Annotated in this window: 9 protein-coding genes; 4 read left to right on the forward strand and 5 right to left on the reverse strand. The window is 47.3% G+C overall.

Translation table 11 applies throughout. From position 1 onward, the window contains the following. The 5 genes from BQ8005_RS01845 to BQ8005_RS01870 all read right to left on the reverse strand — a co-directional run bounded on the left by BQ8005_RS01845 (position 1) and on the right by BQ8005_RS01870 (position 11307). The gene (locus tag BQ8005_RS01845) at positions 1 to 1047 is read right to left on the reverse strand and encodes a PDDEXK nuclease domain-containing protein (protein ID WP_075316844.1); all 1047 of its coding nucleotides are present in this window, start codon (positions 1045 to 1047) and stop codon (positions 1 to 3) included. Between the two features lie 29 nt (positions 1048 to 1076). Further along, positions 1077 to 2153 (reverse strand): DUF2971 domain-containing protein, encoded by a 1077-nt coding sequence (locus BQ8005_RS01850; protein ID WP_075316845.1) that lies wholly within the window; start codon positions 2151 to 2153, stop codon positions 1077 to 1079. Then, a complete protein-coding gene (locus BQ8005_RS01855; protein WP_075316846.1) occupies positions 2140 to 5580 on the reverse strand; it encodes an Eco57I restriction-modification methylase domain-containing protein in 3441 nt (1146 codons plus the stop codon). Before BQ8005_RS01855 ends, BQ8005_RS01850 begins: the two co-directional genes overlap by 14 nt. A 33-nt stretch (positions 5581 to 5613) precedes the next feature. After that, positions 5614 to 8859, reverse strand: a complete 3246-nt coding sequence (locus tag BQ8005_RS01860; protein WP_075316847.1) for a helicase-related protein — start codon at positions 8857 to 8859, stop codon at positions 5614 to 5616. Between the two features lie 525 nt (positions 8860 to 9384). Continuing rightward, positions 9385 to 11307 carry a fimbrillin family protein gene (locus BQ8005_RS01870; protein ID WP_075316849.1) on the reverse strand — a complete coding sequence of 641 codons (1923 nt, stop codon included), beginning with the start codon at positions 11305 to 11307 and terminating at the stop codon, positions 9385 to 9387. Positions 11308 to 11486: 179 nt separating this feature from the next. Between BQ8005_RS01870 and metA the strand changes: the two genes are divergently transcribed. The 4 genes from metA to BQ8005_RS01890 all read left to right on the forward strand — a co-directional run bounded on the left by metA (position 11487) and on the right by BQ8005_RS01890 (position 16682). Then, positions 11487 to 12407, forward strand: a complete 921-nt coding sequence (gene metA / locus BQ8005_RS01875) for a homoserine O-acetyltransferase MetA (protein ID WP_075316850.1) — start codon at positions 11487 to 11489, stop codon at positions 12405 to 12407. After that, complete coding sequence (locus tag BQ8005_RS01880; RefSeq protein WP_075316851.1) at positions 12404 to 14239, forward strand: peptidase U32 family protein; 1836 nt, start codon at positions 12404 to 12406, stop codon at positions 14237 to 14239. Before metA ends, BQ8005_RS01880 begins: the two co-directional genes overlap by 4 nt. Before the next feature lie 95 nt (positions 14240 to 14334). Then, positions 14335 to 15288 (forward strand): hypothetical protein, encoded by a 954-nt coding sequence (locus BQ8005_RS01885; protein ID WP_075318838.1) that lies wholly within the window; start codon positions 14335 to 14337, stop codon positions 15286 to 15288. Between the two features lie 143 nt (positions 15289 to 15431). Next, positions 15432 to 16682 (forward strand): efflux RND transporter periplasmic adaptor subunit, encoded by a 1251-nt coding sequence (locus BQ8005_RS01890; protein WP_075316852.1) that lies wholly within the window; start codon positions 15432 to 15434, stop codon positions 16680 to 16682. Positions 16683 to 16758: the final 76 nt, after the last annotated feature.

Genomic DNA, 16758 nt, shown 5'->3' on the forward strand with positions numbered 1-16758 from the left:
CTATTTCAATTCATTTTCTATCTCTTCGATGCTTGGCAACGTACCTTTAAAGTCTGTCGGATAGAGTTTGGACAGTTCATATTCTGAAATACCTATAGGCTGATTGGACGACTCCAAGGCATATTGAGCCAGCACATTGTCTTTGGACTTGCAGATCAGAAGCCCCAACGTAGGATTATCAATATCTTTTTTCAGCAGATGGTTTACAGCAGCGACGTATGTCCCCAATTGTCCGATATACTCCGATTCAAATTTGCCAGTCTTTAGTTCGACAACCACATAGCAGCGGAGATTCAGATTGTAGAACAGCATGTCTATAAACTTTTCGGTCTGACCTATCATAAGGCGGTATTCACGCCCCATATAGGCAAAGCCCGTCCCAAGCTCCAAAAGGAAATTGCGGATATTCACCTCCAGTGCATCTTTCAATTCCTTTTCACGATATCCTTCGGTCATCGTAAGGAAGTCGAACTTATATGGGTCTTTGGTCATTTCCTGCGCAAGGTCACTTTGCGGAACAGGCAGTGACGCCTTGAAGTTGGTAATGGCCTTCCCCTGCCGTTCGAAGAGGTCTGTATCCATAAAGTTCAAAAGGACATTCCGGCTCCAACCGTTTTCGAGCGTCTTCCTCACAAAGAACATCGCCTTCTCAGGCTCGTTGAAACATTTGTCTATGATATATCTATGATGCCCCCAAGGGATACGCCAAATGGCGCTCTCCTGTAATTCACCCACAACTTGTGGGTGAATTGTAAACCACTCATTATAAAGCAGATAAAATCTTTTGGCGTATCCAATACTTGTTTCCGACAGTCCCTTAATTCCTGGTAATTTTGTCTGCAAATCGGAGCTTAATAATTTCAGTATTTTATCCCCCCATCGGCTCTCTGCATGAAGCGTCACAATATCCTTTCCCAACGACCAGTAAAATTGTAGCATTTCACTGTTCACATGGGTTGCCGCCTTTATCTGGCTATGCTTGTACCTCTGGCTGAGTTCTTCAATCCAGGAGGCGTAATCTTTATCTATGTTTACTAAGTGGGTCATGATAATTTATAAAATTATTCCAATAATCTCTATACATACTCATTTGTTATAGGTATGTTCAAATGTGCAGCTGTATTACTTAAAATTCTATGCAATTCATCAGATGCTTTAACTCCTACAATAATTCGTTTTATAAACGGGAAATAGATTTTATGATCAGTTTTTTTACTTATATTTGAATCAACAATCAATCTCCATTCCTGTTCATATTTCCACGGCAGTAACTTTGTGATTAAAGCTCGAAAACTTTTTATTTTTAAATTATTAAATTGCTTGTTTGTACATTTATTTTGGGATATTGCATAACACAAACTTTTAGAAAGTTCGTTTTTCCGAGACGAATATTGTATAGGGAAAAAGCCATTAATCATCATCTTCCTTTGTACAGAGGGTAACAAATATTCATCTCTTTTATTTGCAGAATAAATTGTAAACAAATCCCCATCTTCTATAGCATTGTCAAAGAGAGGTGAAATATCATATTCTACACAAAATCCTTTATGGCTTTGTGCATAATGAGCCCACATTAGCTGCTCGTTTTGTTGTGAATTCCAGGAGTATGAGGAAAAACAAGCTATTCTATATTTATTTAAAAATAATGTTTCTATATAATTTCTTACTAACATTGTCTTCTCCCATAATTCGTGTTGAAAAGAAATAAGTTCTTTTTTCGTAGAGTTTCGAACCATATTTTCAAATTTATATGAAAAAGAATCCATATAGAAACCAGACCTTGTGAGTGACGCATTATATATCATCTTCTTCTCTTCTTCTGAAAACATAGAGTTACTCTTAAAAGACCTTATAGTATAATATTGTTGAAAAGCTTCATAATCAAAAGAAAGCCTACAATCATATGGGTCATTAAATGTTTCCGGAGATGAAAGCCATAATAATTTGTTCTGAACATCTGAAATATTTTCAATGGTCGGAGTGTAAAATTTATACAATGCAGGTGGGTATTTATTTTTTTTCATTTCATATATATCATCATCTATCATTTCAGATAATGAACAATTATTTATTTCTTGTTTTGAAAACATATTGTTTATAAGCGTGTATTGCCACGGTATTCTCTTATCTTCATGATTATTAAGCCTTTTCATATTCTTTACGTATGATTGGAGTTTGAGGATCGACAATTAAAATTTCATCATAAGTAAGTTCGTAAAGTTTATATATAATACTATCTATTTGAGATACGTACGTGGAAACGGCAATTTCATTACTAAATTTCTTATTATCGATAATTTTGTCAACAATATTGGCAATCAATGATTGTTGTTCTTTAGACACTTGGGGAACAGGTATAGAAGAAAGCCCTTTAACTCCAACATGGGGTGTAGCCTTATTTCCTTTACGAAGAATTTCTTTTCTAAGGGCATAGAAAGTTAACAGCTTAGAATTTAATAAAGCACACGCATATTTCAAACTTTTTGTGTTAGTATCTACAGCAGTTCCTACCATAAGCCCATATCCTGAATAATACTCCTCGTCACAATAAGCTGCAACAAGAGTTTGGCTAGATTCTGGAATAAACAATCTGGGTTTATCATATCGACTTGGATCACCCAAAGCTAAGGTTTTACCTGCTAACTTTAATTCACGTTCAATTTGTTGGTCAAATTTAGCCCAGCCATCCGATTCTTCCCATCTATATGTATAATAAGAAATATTCGCAGTTCCAGGAAGGTAGCGTCTATATAATTTGCCTTTACAAGTAGTTGAAAGAAACGAAGAAAAGCACCCACCGATATTCATCCCCCTATTTACAATTAAAATATTACATAATTTCAACGGTTGTTTCTCTATTTTTTTTATAATTGTAATATTATCCGACACGATAAACTCTTTCAATCTATTTTCTCTTACAAAACTGATTGAGGCAGATTTACTCGTTTTCAAATCTGGGCTAACAAGTCTCATTTTATAATCTGTATTATAAGAATAATTCTTTATTCCAATAACAATACAGTCCACAATCGCTTCAAATGGAGAAAGATCCTGAACTATATATTCAATTTTATAATTCTTTATTATATACTCTCTTACATTGATATAAGAAGGGAGAACAGAAAAAGTTTTGTTTACAATATACGATAAGTTTCCATTTAAACACAACAAAGACAGCCCTCTTTCTATCATAAGATTCATGCTGTTTATACGGTCATTGCTTTTGGCGATACTCTTATATTGTGAAACATATGTTTTTCGTTCGAATATAGTTAATTGACTACCGGTATTACTATAATATGAAATATACGGCGGATTCCCAATCACAATATCAAAACCATCCTTTACCCCAAACATCCATTCCGGGTCGAAGAAAGGCGATGAAGCATTCTGGTCGAACATATCCCACGATGCCAGCTGACGGGCTTCATCATTTCCCACAGCACCATTTGCATACAGCATATCGGCTATCTCCTGGCGAAGGTCGTTGACGATGTTCTTGTATTTCCGTTTGGTTTTCACGGTTTTTGCCCCAAAAATCTTGTGCTTGGCTATCTTCAGTTCGTTTTCTTTTGCCTTAATCTCCGCACTATCGAACAAGGACGCATCTTTCTTGATCAATCCTATCAGCGTGTTGGCAGCCACGAATTTCGCTTCGAGGTTGGGGAGCGGACGGATACCAAAGTTATCGGTAGGGTCGGCGTTGGTATTTTGATCGACTACCAACGAAATGAAGAAACGCAATTTGCTGATCTGTATGGCAATGGGCTGAATATCTACTCCATAGATACAGTTTTCGATGAGATAGAGTTTGCGGGCGTAGTCGGGGCGGTTGATGCTTTCATCGAAACTACGCTCAATGTCGGCAATCAATTCTTTACGTTCATCATCGGAAGCATTGAAATAAGCTTCGGATGTTTTGTTAATGGCAACAGCACGCATCATTTCTTTCCATTGCTTATTGCCGGGGTCAATACGGTTGAGGATATGTACCATCTGCTGGAGGATGCCCATAGGAAAGGCACCCGAGCCGCAGGCAGGGTCGAGTATCTTGCAATTGTATAAGGATTGCATGATGCTTTTGCGTTGTTCGGCGGTCAACTCCACGTCATCGTCCGAGTATTGCATGAGCTGGCGGTACTGGGGCTCCAACTCCTCTCCTACCGTACGCTTTAGGTGTGCTACCAGGCTTTCGTCCACCATGTACTGCACAATTTCGCGCGGCGTGTAGAACGAACCTGTCTGCTTGCGAGCCGTTGTTTGCGTTTCGGGGTTGAACGACGCCAACAGGTTCTCGAAGACTTTGCCCAACAATTCGGGGTCGAGTGACACCTCCTTATCAAAGGGGGTATTCTCTTCGACGGTAAAGTTGTAGCGCTTCAATATCTGTATCAAGCCTCTGACCTTCACTGCTTTTTTCCTTTTGTCATTATACCATATCGACAAATCCACCCCAGTCTCGGGAATAAAGAATAAGAAATCGGGAATATACAATGACTTCATGGATTTTTCGCTATCACTAAATCCATCGTAATATATTCCTTTATCTTTTTCATCTAAACAATCAAACAAACCTCCATTTAAAAATGGAACAGTCCTGTTTGCCAAGTCAACAAACAATTGAGGATTCTTGAAGTATGATTCGTAACGCATTAACTTATTGTTGTCATAATCCGAGCGGTCAGGCTTTCCTTGCTCGTTTAGTTTACGAAAATGTCGTTCAGCAACATCTTTGCTTCCTTCCGCAGTAATAGGACTATTCAGCATGGCAAAGAACAAATTCTGTAGAATGGCCGTATAATACTTAACTTCACCTCTGTCATGCAGTAATCCTCCCATCTGATACGGTTTAAAATTCTTAAGAAGATTCTCTTTCAGATAACTTTCGTCAAAAAATTCCTCTGGTATGAGATGCCTCTGTTTCAAGAACCATACAAAAATGAGGCGGGTAATGAGGCGGATGGCGCCTTCATTGTTGAACTTGGCATCGTCGTCCTTGTCATCGATGTTATTGGGGAAACGTATAATTTTGATAGCCCAGGCATACCAGTCGCTCAACTCCTGATAGAATTCTTTGGTCAATACTTCGACAGAGAAGCGGCTCAACAAGTCCTCCTTGCTTGCCACCCGTCCCTTTTCGTTCAAGTATTTGTTGGGGGTATAGTAGGCTATTCCTTCACCCAGAAAATAACTGTATCTGCGCGGATTGCTGTATCTTTTGGTGACCCGAGCGGAGTCGTCTGCCGCGTCGAGCGTAATCTCGATCAGCGAGAAACGATAGTTTTCATTGCTGTCTTCGGGCACAAAGACAACCAGCGCCCTGTCCTTCATTTCATCGGCAAGCATTCGGAATGCTTCCTTGGAGAGCGACACGCGGGCATTGTGCTTGGAACGATGTTTCACCTCATAGACTACCAGTTCGAGCGACGGACACGTGCCGAGCTTCACGGCTTCGGTGGAATAGGTCATTTTGGTTCGGAACCATACTTCCTCTTCGGAGGGAACAAAATCCTCGGGCAGGAAGCTGTTTTGCAGAAATCGTACAAACTCTTGGCGGCTATATGCTTTGTTGAATTCCATAATCGAATCTTTTATCTCTTTTATTTATAAGGTTTATTGCAGTTCTTCGCTTAAAATCAATGTTTCTTCTCCATCGTCCACATTGTTTTGATAGCTGATGATGCGTGCCAGGTATTCAGCGGAGATTTTCAAGGGCAATTGGGCGGCATCCTTTGGTGCCAGTTGATTAATGAATCGTATCTCATAGCCGGACAATGCATCGGCTCTCACCACTTGCGCCAAATCTTCAAGATAGTCTTGTGGCAAGGCTTGTTTCGACATCAGCACTTTTATTTTGGCCAATGCATTTATCTGCTCCTTCTCGTTTCTGTCCTTAACATCGCTGTTGAAGAGTGATGATTTAACCCGCTGATAGATGGTATCAAAGTTGTTGCTCAGTTCGACTGGCTCCTCGTGCCTGTCTGCTTCGAACAGCGAAATGGCCTCTTCTGCCGAAATCATGGCAGGGGGATTGGCCGCATCACCTATCTTGAAAACGAAGTCGTCACCTTTGCGTCCGAACATCAGGACACCTTTCTTTGGCTTTTCCGCCTTTCTTGCCGTTCGGGCACGATGGGGCATCTCCAATGCGGCATCGTAATCTTTTGTCCCCTTCAGGCCATTGAGCAGCTTGCGGTAGGGCGTGTCCCACGAAGCCTCTTCGCTGCGGGCAAACTCCTTGCGATAGCGTTCCTTGAAGAATGCCTTCACCTCTTCTTCTTTGGTCAGCGCCTTTGTGTCTTCGCCCATGATGGCGTGAATCATGGCCATTTTGAGCGTGGAGATTTCTTTGGTTCTTGTTTCGGCTTCGCCTACATCGGTAGGGAAATAGTTGTATATATACAGGTGCTCGAATACTTTCTTGTTGACACGATTGATACGCCCGATGCGCTGGATGACGCGGGTCGGGTTATAGGGTATGTCGTAATTGAAGATGGCGCCCGCACGATGCAGGTTGTAGCCTTCGGATATGGCATCGGTAGCTATCAGAACCTGATAATCGTTTCTCTGCAAGGCAGGTTTCATACCTGCGTCGAAATTGGCTCGGATAAGGTCCTTGTTGGCAGGGGTGGCGTCGGCTGAGGTATATTTCATCACTGGCAACCCCGCTTTGGCAAGCGCGTCGCCCAGATAGTTAACCGTGTCGGCAAATTCGGAGAACACAATGAGTTTACGCTCTGGCTCGTTCTTCATTTTCTCTTGGACGATACGGATGAAGGAGTCCAGCTTGGGGTCGTTCTTGATTGTGTTGTCCTTGCCAAACCATTGTTCGCGCAAACTCTTGAGCAATCGGATGTCTGACTCAACATCTGCCACAAAATTGTCTTTCACATATTTCATGTCTATCTCAAAGAACCCACGGGCTTCGTACTTTTCGAAGAGTTCCTCGATTTCTTCCATGCCGTCGTCGCTTGTATCATAGAAAGCAGACACATCCGGCAGGTTCCCTTTCTTGAACACAGGTATCTTATGTCGTTTCTCAATCCATCGGAGCATGTGCTCGGAGGACTGAATCATGTATCCCAACGAAGCCTGGAATGCCGCTACCGAACTCTCGAAACGGGCTACCAGCAGGTGGCGCATAAACTTGGAGATATTGGTTTGTCGTCCAATCAAAAGATTGAAATTGACACCTGTCTTGTCTTCGAGTTCTTTGGCCAGCTTTTCTTGCAAATCTTCGTGAATATAGAGAGCTGGCGAATAGCGGGCTGCCTTGAAATGGTAAACGTTACTGCCTTCTTCAGATGGACTGATCCGTTCCAACGTAGAAAGATACAAGGCTTTCAATCCGCTCAAATCATATTCAAGTTCCTCGGGGTCGTCGGGCAAAACCAGCTGAATGTGCTGCTGCTTCAAATCTTCGGCGTATTCAGGAATGTCCAGCAGGTCCAGACGTGAGCGGCGAACAACCAGCGGGCTGATGATGGAGCGGATTTTCTTGGCCATGTCGCTGACCTGCGTTTTGATTTCTTCGTCAGTCGTTTTACCTTCTCTTTGCTCTTCACGCAATTTTTTGTACTTGCCTATCAGGTCCTTGAATGAAGCGCCCAAGTTCTCGACGGTCTTCAATGTGGAGTTTGAAGGTATCTGGAAGAGTTTTATCAACGCATAAATGTCGGCAGGCTGGTTGTTGAAGGGAGTTGCCGTCAGCAACAAGACTTTGTTGTTGCAACACAGATTATGCAACAGGGCATAATCCTGCGTATATTCATTGCGGAAACGATGTGCCTCGTCAATGATAATCAAGAATTGCTCGCCAGGTTTGACCAACTCCTGATAATGCAAAAGGGCTTCTTCTATTTTTCCTGAACTGAACACGGTAGCGGTAAAGCCAAACTCATCGCGATAGCCTTCCCACTGCTTGTACAGATGCGGAGGACACACAATGATGGTCCGCAACTTCAGATTGCGGGCGATGGTAGAGGCAATCACACTTTTGCCCAGACCTACCACATCGGCCACAATAGCGCCGTTATGGTTGTGCAAAGCGTTCAAAGCCATCTGGACAGCATCCGTCTGGTATCTTAAATTCGAATACTTTCCTTCCGTAATATCATGTGGGGTCAGGATATTGTTGGAGGTTGGGATATTGAAGTATTCTTTCAGAACTCGGATGTACATGAGGTATGGCGGATAGAGCTGTTCGTACCAGATGCGTTTCATTACCTTGTTTTCCCATTCGTCCAAATTGTCTTTGCTTGCAATGGTCACAGAGTTGTCCCACAATTCATCAAACAGCTTTTTCCCCTCTTCGTATTCCAGCTTGTCATTGAAACGGGCGTTCAGTTCCAAACGTCCTTTCAGTCCCTGATAAGACAGATTGCTTGAACCTGTTATCAATACTCCAGGCAGTTCTCCGCCTTCGTTCATCAGGTCATTGTAGGCAAACAAATACATCTTCGAATGACAGGGTTCGAGAGTCTTGCGTATCTCCAAAGTGCCATCGAGTATTTTGCCATAGAACATTTTGAATTGTTCCAATTTGTCAGCAGAGTCAAGGAGGTCTGAATCATTAAATAGTTTAATAAACTGTGTATAGTATTCTTCTTTCACCAAATTGCGTGACACAAAACCTTTCCGAAAGTTTTCTACCTCGCTGATACGCTTGGATATATGCAGGTCAATATCCAGTCCTACAAGTATTCTGATCTGTTTGTCTTTCAGTTTTTCGGATAGTTGGATATAACCCGAATAGTAGAAATAGCCGACCAGTATATCGACTGCATTTGTTTTGGGCAGAATGCCGTTAATAATATCGGATAGGAATTTTTCCTTATTTGTTATGAAACTGTTGCTCATTCCTCTTTGATTATCGAACAGGGTCCTTTTTAAACTAAGCGCACTTGGCGTTTTCTTTATCGTTTCGCAAATATAAGGAAATATTTATTCGAAGAAGAGCTGTAGAAAGAATAAATTACATTCTACTCGACCTAAAGCTACAAGTAAAAATGTCGTCAGCTATTCCCCACCTCCTCCATCCACTCCTGATAAAGGGCTACCGGCCCAAAATGCCAACACTTGGTAGATTCGTCGGCCAGACGCTTGTAGGTTTCCGAACGATAGAACAGGAGCAGGGCGTCGACATAGCTGGCGTAGGTATAGACAAATCTGTTTTGAAAAGTGCGCCTTACAGCTGACAGTTGACAGTTTATGAAAATCGATTCTCAGTTTGTCTTTTTTATCTCAGTAAACAAAAATAGCTGTATTGGGCCGAGTGTATAATATTCCTGTCGACAAAGGGAAGTCCCAACGGATGTTGGCCCGTCGGGACTTCTAAAATGAGAGGATAAACAGGAATAATGGACACAAACTAAATTATAGGGGTTACTTCAAGATGCAACGGATGGATGCGGTTTTGTAGTAATCTTTCCCGCTTGCGATCGGATCGGACAGGTAGAAGTTGTTGCTGCCTCCAGTGAAGAATATCATTTTGTCGGCTATCTCCGTACTGCCTTCTTTCAGTGCCCAATATCCGTTCAGGCGGCCATTATTATTGTGCTTACTACTGAGCCAAGTACCGTGTGGATAGACGCTGAACCCGGTCAGGTTGTTGACGGGAGCCACGTCTCCTTCTTGCTCCTGCCCGGCATTGTCCGTCTCAAGCAGCCACGTGCCTGCTTTCAGTAGCGAAGTGTTGTCGCCTGTGTAGCTCTTTAGGGCCTCCCAGTCTTTGTCGCTTGGAATGCTCCAGCCTTCGGGACTTAATTCGCCGGCCAGAACTGCTTCGCCATTGTAGAAATAGTACTCCAGTCCTTCCGGCTTGAAGTAGGCGGCTTCTGTGCCGAGTTTCTCCAATTTCTTCAGGGGTGTTCCGTCCTTATAGCAGGTTGCCCGTAAATCTTCTTTCATCCAGTACTGCGTTCCTATTTTGACGATCGGGTAGGAGGACGGTTGTGCGTCGCGGGTGTCGCGTATGGTCAGGCTCACGACGTCGCAGCTTACGGCATTGCTGCCCGAGGTCAGGCTGATCGTTCCGTCTTCGGATACGTAAAATTTGTTGATGCTCGTTTGGCTCCCTTGGTTGTAAGTGAAGCTGTTTGCTTCCGTATTCCAGACGATTGTTCCTCCGCAGATGGCATCGGGCGTGTCCATCAGCCGCAGGACAGTTCCTCGTGTCAGGTCGGGCCGCCCTGTTTCCTCCGATATGGGATAGTAGACGACAGCGCTGGAGGTCAGTTCGTCCGAGATTAAATATTCCTTGCACACGTCTGCCAGGGCCTTCCCTTCGTGGTAGATGCGATAAACGTCAGACTCTCGGAAAGACAAGATGGCCGTGTGGATGGCTACGTTTTCCTGGGTGTTGTCCGTCGTTTGCCCGTCGACGGTAGTCCAGTCGCTTACGGTACCTGCTATACCGGTCAGAAATTCTCCTCCCTGTTGGGTGGCGGTGATGGATATTTCGCATTGAGTACCTGTCTTCATCACTTGTTCCGGCATCAGGCAGGTGTATACCCTTCCGTTCCATTCCATAAGAATGCTATTGTCCGTTTGTGTCAAGCTTTGCGGAATGATGATTATTTCTTTGCCTGTGAGTTTTTCTCCGCTGTTGCTCCACGAACCGTAGGTGAGGATATCTGTAGGCTCCTGCGGATTGGTGATGCTTTCGTCCGTCAGGTTGTAGCTGGCTTGCGAGTAGATATTGGTGACGATAATGTTCGGATCGTCCTCCAGAATGCTCACCGCATCCTCGCCTTCGCCAGGGATAATGGTAAATTTCAGTTTGGCAAATCGATGCTTGAAGTTCAGTGTCACGTCGTTTTCGCTGCTTCCCACGTTTTGTTTTTTGGCAGTCAGGAAGTCGCTTGCCGAGAAATTCTCAGGTGTGCTTTGGTCGGACTGGATGCTGACAGATAGAGTAGTACTCCCTGCTTGTAGCCCTTCTTTTTGGTAAGGGTGATAGCCTACGAAGTCCAGTGTCCCTCCTCCTTCGGGATAAAAGACCGTCCGCGCTGGCGTGAAGGAGCTGCCGTTGCTGTTGCATGTCAGTTGCAGGTTGTCTATATATCTCTTCCCATCGAGAGAGTTGGGTGTCAGCGTGGCAAACAGGCCGATACGGTCGTTTGTTTCGAAAGATGTTGCGGTAACTTTTGTGAGTAATTGTCCACTGATAGTGCCCGAGAACGTGATGGGGATGTCGCCAGGTTGCATGTCAAATGCATTGTTTTCAGTACTACAGGATAGGAAGAGCAATAAAATTCCTCCCATTAAACGATAGACTACACCTGTAAGAATCGGATGTCTTTTCATGGTATTAATTTTTTAGAAAGGTTATCGGTGGCAAAAGTAAAAAAATAAAAATATTAAAAAGTGAAAATGCCGTTTTTTTCTTCAATACCTCATCTAAAAGCCTGAAAACTTCGTTTTCGCTTTGTGCTTCTCTCAGTTTGCACTATCTTTGACCCTCTGAAACTAAAGATGTAAATGCCATGCCACTCAACTTGCCCGATAAACTGCCCGCCATCGAACTGCTGAAGCGGGAAAACATATTCGTCATCGACAATTCGCGAGCTACGCGACAGGATATACGACCCCTGAAAATCGTCATCCTCAACCTGATGCCCCTGAAGATAACAACGGAAACGGATCTCGTCAGGCTGCTGTCTAACACGCCGCTACAGATAGAGATCTCTTTCATGAAGATAAAAAGTCATACGCCCAAGAATACGCCCATCGAACACATGAAGGCTTTCTATACGGACTTCGAACTCATGAGGAACGAGAAGTATGACGGCATGATTATCACAGGGGCGCCCGTGGAGCAGATGGACTTCGAAGAGGTGGGCTACTGGAACGAGATTACGGAAATATTCGACTGGGCACGCACACACGTGACCTCGACGCTCTATATCTGCTGGGCGGCACAGGCGGGACTCTATCACCACTATGGCGTGCCGAAATATCCGCTCGAGAAAAAGATGTTCGGCATCTTCGAACATCATACGCTGCAACCGCTGCACCCTATCTTCCGAGGATTCGACGACGTGTTCTACGTGCCTCACAGCCGGCATACGGAGGTGAGACGGGAGGATATCCTGAAGGTGAAGGAACTGACACTGCTCTCGGAGTCGGACGAGTCGGGAGTATATATGGTGATGGCACGCGGAGGAAGAGAATTCTTCGTGACAGGACACTCGGAGTACTCGCCCCTGACGCTGGACACGGAGTACAGACGAGACCTGGGCAAGGGACTGCCCATCGACATGCCGAAAAACTACTATCGGGACAATGACCCCGAAAAGGGAGTATTGGTGCGCTGGAGGGGGCATGCGAACCTCCTCTTTACAAACTGGCTGAACTACTTCGTCTATCAGGAAACGCCGTATAACATCAACGAGATCGGGGAATGAAGGTACTGAGGAAAATAGAACTGCTGGCACCGGCACGGAATCTGGAGTGTGGCATCGAGGCGGTGAACCACGGGGCCGACGCGGTGTATATCGGTGCGCCGAAGTTTGGCGCCAGGGCGGCTGCTACGAACTCGATGGACGACATCGGACGCCTGACAGACTATGCCCACCTCTACGGAGTGCGCATCTACGTGACGGTGAACACCATCCTGAAGGACGAGGAGCTGAAGGAGACGGAGGACATGATCTGGGAACTGTATCGCAGGGGTGTGGATGCACTCATCGTGCAGGACATGGGCCTGACACGCCTGAACCTGCCACCCATCCCGCTGCATGCCAGCACGCAGATGGACAACCGAACGGCCGGAAAGGTGCGCTTTCTGGCGGAGGCCGGCTTCCGACAGGTGGTACTGGCACGCGAGTTGTCGCTCGACGAGATAGCCGCCATCCACAAGGCCTGTCCCGACACGCCGCTCGAGGTGTTTGTGCACGGGGCTTTGTGTGTAAGTTATAGCGGACAGTGTTACGCCAGCCAGGCTTGCTTCGGGCGCAGCGCCAACCGTGGGGAGTGTGCCCAGTTCTGCCGCCTGCCTTTCTCGCTGGTGGATGCCGACGGACGGGTGGTGGTGAAAGACAAACACCTGCTGTCGCTGAAGGACATGAACCGCCTGGACATGCTGGAGCAGCTGCTCGACGTAGGAGTTACCTCGCTGAAGATAGAGGGACGGCTGAAGGACGTGGCCTACGTGAAGAACGTGACGGCTGCCTACAGCCAACGCCTGGACGCCATCCTGAAGCGCAGGAAGGAATATGTGCGTGCTTCGTCGGGCACGTGCCGACTGGACTTCCGTCCGCAGCCGGAGAAGAGCTTCAGCCGCGGATTCACACACTACTTTCTGGAGGGAAGGGGAGAGGATATCGCTTCGTTCGACACGCCCAAATCACTGGGCGAGGCCATGGGTACGTTGAAGGAACAGCGTGGCGGATGGGTGAGCGTGGCGGGTGTGAAGCCTTTCCACAACGGTGACGGCGTGTGCTACCTTGACGAGCAGGGGCGCCTGCAGGGCTTCCGCATCAATCGCGTAGAGGGCAACAAGCTTTTTCCGGCAGGCAACGTGGCGCGCATACGGCCGCGTACGCCGCTCTTCCGCAACCTGGATCAGGAGTTTGAACGGGCCCTGGCACGCAAGTCGGCCGAGCGGAAGATAGGGGTGCGCCTCAGGCTGGAGGAGAATGCCTTTGGCTTCTCGCTGACGGCAGACGACGAGGACGACAACCGCGTGACGCTGGCTTTCGGCTATGCCAAGGAGCGGGCACGCACGCCGCAGGTAGAGAACCTGCGCACGCAGCTGGCCAAGCTGGGCGGTACGCCTTATGAACTGACGGAACCAGCCGACATCGCCCTGACGGAAGAGTGGTTTGTACCCTCGTCGGTCGTGGCCGACTGGCGTAGGCAGGTGGTGGAACGGCTGACGGCTGCACGCCGCATCAATTACCGTCGCGAATTGGCCGTGTGGAAGCCGACGCGTCATGCTTATCCTGCGGCCACGCTGACCTACCTGGGCAACGTAATGAACGACGAGGCACGACGCTTCTACCTGGATCATGGAGTGAAAGTTGTGGCGCCTGCCTACGAAAAGCAACCTGCGGACGGGGCGGTGCTGATGTTCTGCCGTCACTGTCTGCGCTACAGCATGGGCTGGTGTCCTGTTCATCAGAAAGGACGTTCGCCCTATCGGGAACCGTACTACCTGGCAAGCTCGGACGGACGCCGCTTCCGGCTGGAGTTCGATTGCAAGAACTGTCAGATGAAGGTGTTGGCTAATGAATAAATGGTGAGTGGAGCATGGAGAAGGAAGAATTAAAGATAGATGGCCTTGGAAGAAAGCGCGGGACGGTTCATGCCCCTTGGCGCATCGGATTCTTCATGCCTCATTTTTTATTCTTCATTTTATTCTTTTTTTCTTCCTGTCATTACTCCCGCCCCAATCTGGAAGACGAAGGCCTGCCGCAGCAGATGCGCGACTCGCTGACCTACCTGTACGAACGACACTATACGTGGGACACCAATCTGGAGGTGAATACCGACTCCGTCCAGCTGGAACTTCTGCCCGTGAAAGGGGCTTACTACCAGCTGCATAGGGGCGACCGCGTAGTAGTAGCCGAGTTTGCAGTCCATCCGGCCGACTCGATAGACTCCGTCTGGGTGAAGCTGGCCCACTCGCAGGAGGTACAGGGGTGGCTGCGCGAAGTCGACCTGAAGCGCGCCTTCGTGCCTACGGACAGTATTTCGCAGGCCATCTACGTGTTCAGCGACACGCATGCTTCGTACTTCATCGTGGTTTTTGCCATTTTTGTGGCTGTCTGGCTGGTGCGTGTATTCCGACGCAAGCAGTTGCAGCTGGTCTACTTTAACGACATCGACAGCCTTTATCCCCTGGCGCTGTGCTTGCTGATGGCTTTCTGTGCGACGGTCTACGAGTCGATACAGGTTTTTGCACCCGACACGTGGGAACACTACTATTACAACCCCACGCTTTCGCCTTTCAAGGTGCCCTTCGTGCTTTCGATGTTTCTGGTGGGGCTATGGCTGTTTCTGGTTGTACTGCTGGCCGTGCTCGACGACCTTTTCCGCCAGCTTTCGCCCGCGGCGGCGGTGTTCTACCTGCTGGGCTTGGCTTCGTCGTGTATCTTCTGTTATTTCTTCTTTATCCTGACTACGCACATCTACGTGGGCTATGTTTTTCTGGCGGCTTTTATCTGGATTTTCATCGGAAGGCTGAAGCATTCGCTTCATTCGCCCCGCTACCGTTGCGGCCGTTGTGGCGGCAAGCTGATGCACAAGGGTGTGTGTCCGCATTGTGGAGCTGTGAACGAGTGAAACTGTCCGCCCGAAATCGGACACCTGTCCGAAAATGAACACCTCTGAATAATGACTTATCTTTGAAAATCAGTGAATTGTGGTTTTGGCATAATAGTTGTGGGCTGTGTATGGATTGAAACAGCTAATTCAAAATTATTGCCATGGATAGAGAAATTCCCAAAGAAGAGCGCCGTAGAGAGCGCAACAAGAAACTGATTCGTTATGGTGTAGCAGGAGTCGCAGGCGTGGTGGTGCTCAGTGTGCTCATTTCGCTGATGCGGACAGGCGTGAAAGAGAAAGATCTGGTGTTTTCTACCGTAGACCAGGGGACCATTGAGGTCAGTGTCAGCGCCTCGGGCAAGGTGGTGCCTGCTTTCGAAGAAATTATCAATTCGCCCATCAATACGCGCATCCTTGAAGTGTACAAAAAGGGAGGTGACAGTGTGGACGTAGGTACGCCCATCCTGAAACTGGACTTGCAGAGCGCCGAAACCGAGTACAAGAAGCAGCTCGACGAGGAACAGATGAAACGCTACCAGCTGGAGCAGTTGGAGGTGAACAACAGCACCTACCTGAGCGACCTGGAGATGCAGGTGAAGGTGGCCGAGATGAAGGTGAACCGCATGGAGGTGGAGCTGCGCAACGAACGTTACCTGGACAGCTTGGGATCGGGAACGACCGACCGTGTGCATCAGGCGGAACTGAACTTCAAGACTGGCAAACTGGAGCTGGAACAGTTGCGTCAGCAGCTGGCCAACGAGCGTAAGGTGAAAGCCGCCGACCTGAAGGTGAAGCAGCTGGAGTATGAGATCTTCCGCAAGAGCCTGGCTGAAACCAAACGTACGCTGGACGATGCGCAGGTACGTTCGCCCCGCAAGGCCATCCTTACCTATATTAATAACCAGATTGGCGCGCAGGTAGGCGAGGGCACGCAGATAGCCGTCATCTCTGACTTGAGCCACTTCAAGGTGGAGGGTGAGATAGCCGATACCTACGGCGACCGTGTGGCAGCCGGCGGGCGGGCCATCGTGAAGATAGGCAGCGAGAAGCTGGAAGGGCAGGTGAGCAGCGTTACCCCGCTTTCGAAGAACGGTGTCATCTCCTTCACCGTGCAGTTGGAGGACGACAGCAACCGCCGCCTGCGTTCGGGCCTGAAGACCGATGTCTATGTGATGAACGCCGTGAAGGAAGACGTGATGCGTGTGGCCAACGCTTCGTACTATGTGGGCCGTGGCGAGTACGACCTCTTTGTGCGCGATGGCGAAGGTCAGCTCGTGAAGCGCAAGGTGCAGCTGGGCGACTCCAACTTCGAATATGTCGAAGTAGTTTCGGGCCTCAAGCCGGGCGACCAGGTGGTCGTCAGCGACATGAGCCAGTATAAGAACAAGAACAAGCTGAAACTGAAAGACTGACCCACCGCAAGTTGTACCCGAAAGTACCCCACCCGTGGGGTATGACGGTACCCCTACGTGGGGTGCACCGGCCGGA

Origin of the sequence: Bacteroides togonis, from assembly GCF_900130135.1 — a bacterium.
GTDB lineage: Bacteria > Bacteroidota > Bacteroidia > Bacteroidales > Bacteroidaceae > Bacteroides > Bacteroides pullorum.

Bases quoted from the DNA above. Each gene is read 5' to 3' on its own strand.
- BQ8005_RS01845 (WP_075316844.1), bottom strand. From the start codon at position 1,047: ATGACCCACTTAGTAAACATAGATAAAGATTACGCCTCCTGGATTGAA.
- BQ8005_RS01850 (WP_075316845.1), bottom strand. From the start codon at position 2,153: ATGAAAAGGCTTAATAATCATGAAGATAAGAGAATACCGTGGCAATAC.
- BQ8005_RS01855 (WP_075316846.1), bottom strand. From the start codon at position 5,580: ATGGAATTCAACAAAGCATATAGCCGCCAAGAGTTTGTACGATTTCTG.
- BQ8005_RS01860 (WP_075316847.1), bottom strand. From the start codon at position 8,859: ATGAGCAACAGTTTCATAACAAATAAGGAAAAATTCCTATCCGATATT.
- BQ8005_RS01870 (WP_075316849.1), bottom strand. From the start codon at position 11,307: ATGAAAAGACATCCGATTCTTACAGGTGTAGTCTATCGTTTAATGGGA.
- metA (WP_075316850.1), top strand. From the start codon at position 11,487: ATGCCACTCAACTTGCCCGATAAACTGCCCGCCATCGAACTGCTGAAG.
- BQ8005_RS01880 (WP_075316851.1), top strand. From the start codon at position 12,404: ATGAAGGTACTGAGGAAAATAGAACTGCTGGCACCGGCACGGAATCTG.
- BQ8005_RS01885 (WP_075318838.1), top strand. From the start codon at position 14,335: ATGCCTCATTTTTTATTCTTCATTTTATTCTTTTTTTCTTCCTGTCAT.
- BQ8005_RS01890 (WP_075316852.1), top strand. From the start codon at position 15,432: ATGGATAGAGAAATTCCCAAAGAAGAGCGCCGTAGAGAGCGCAACAAG.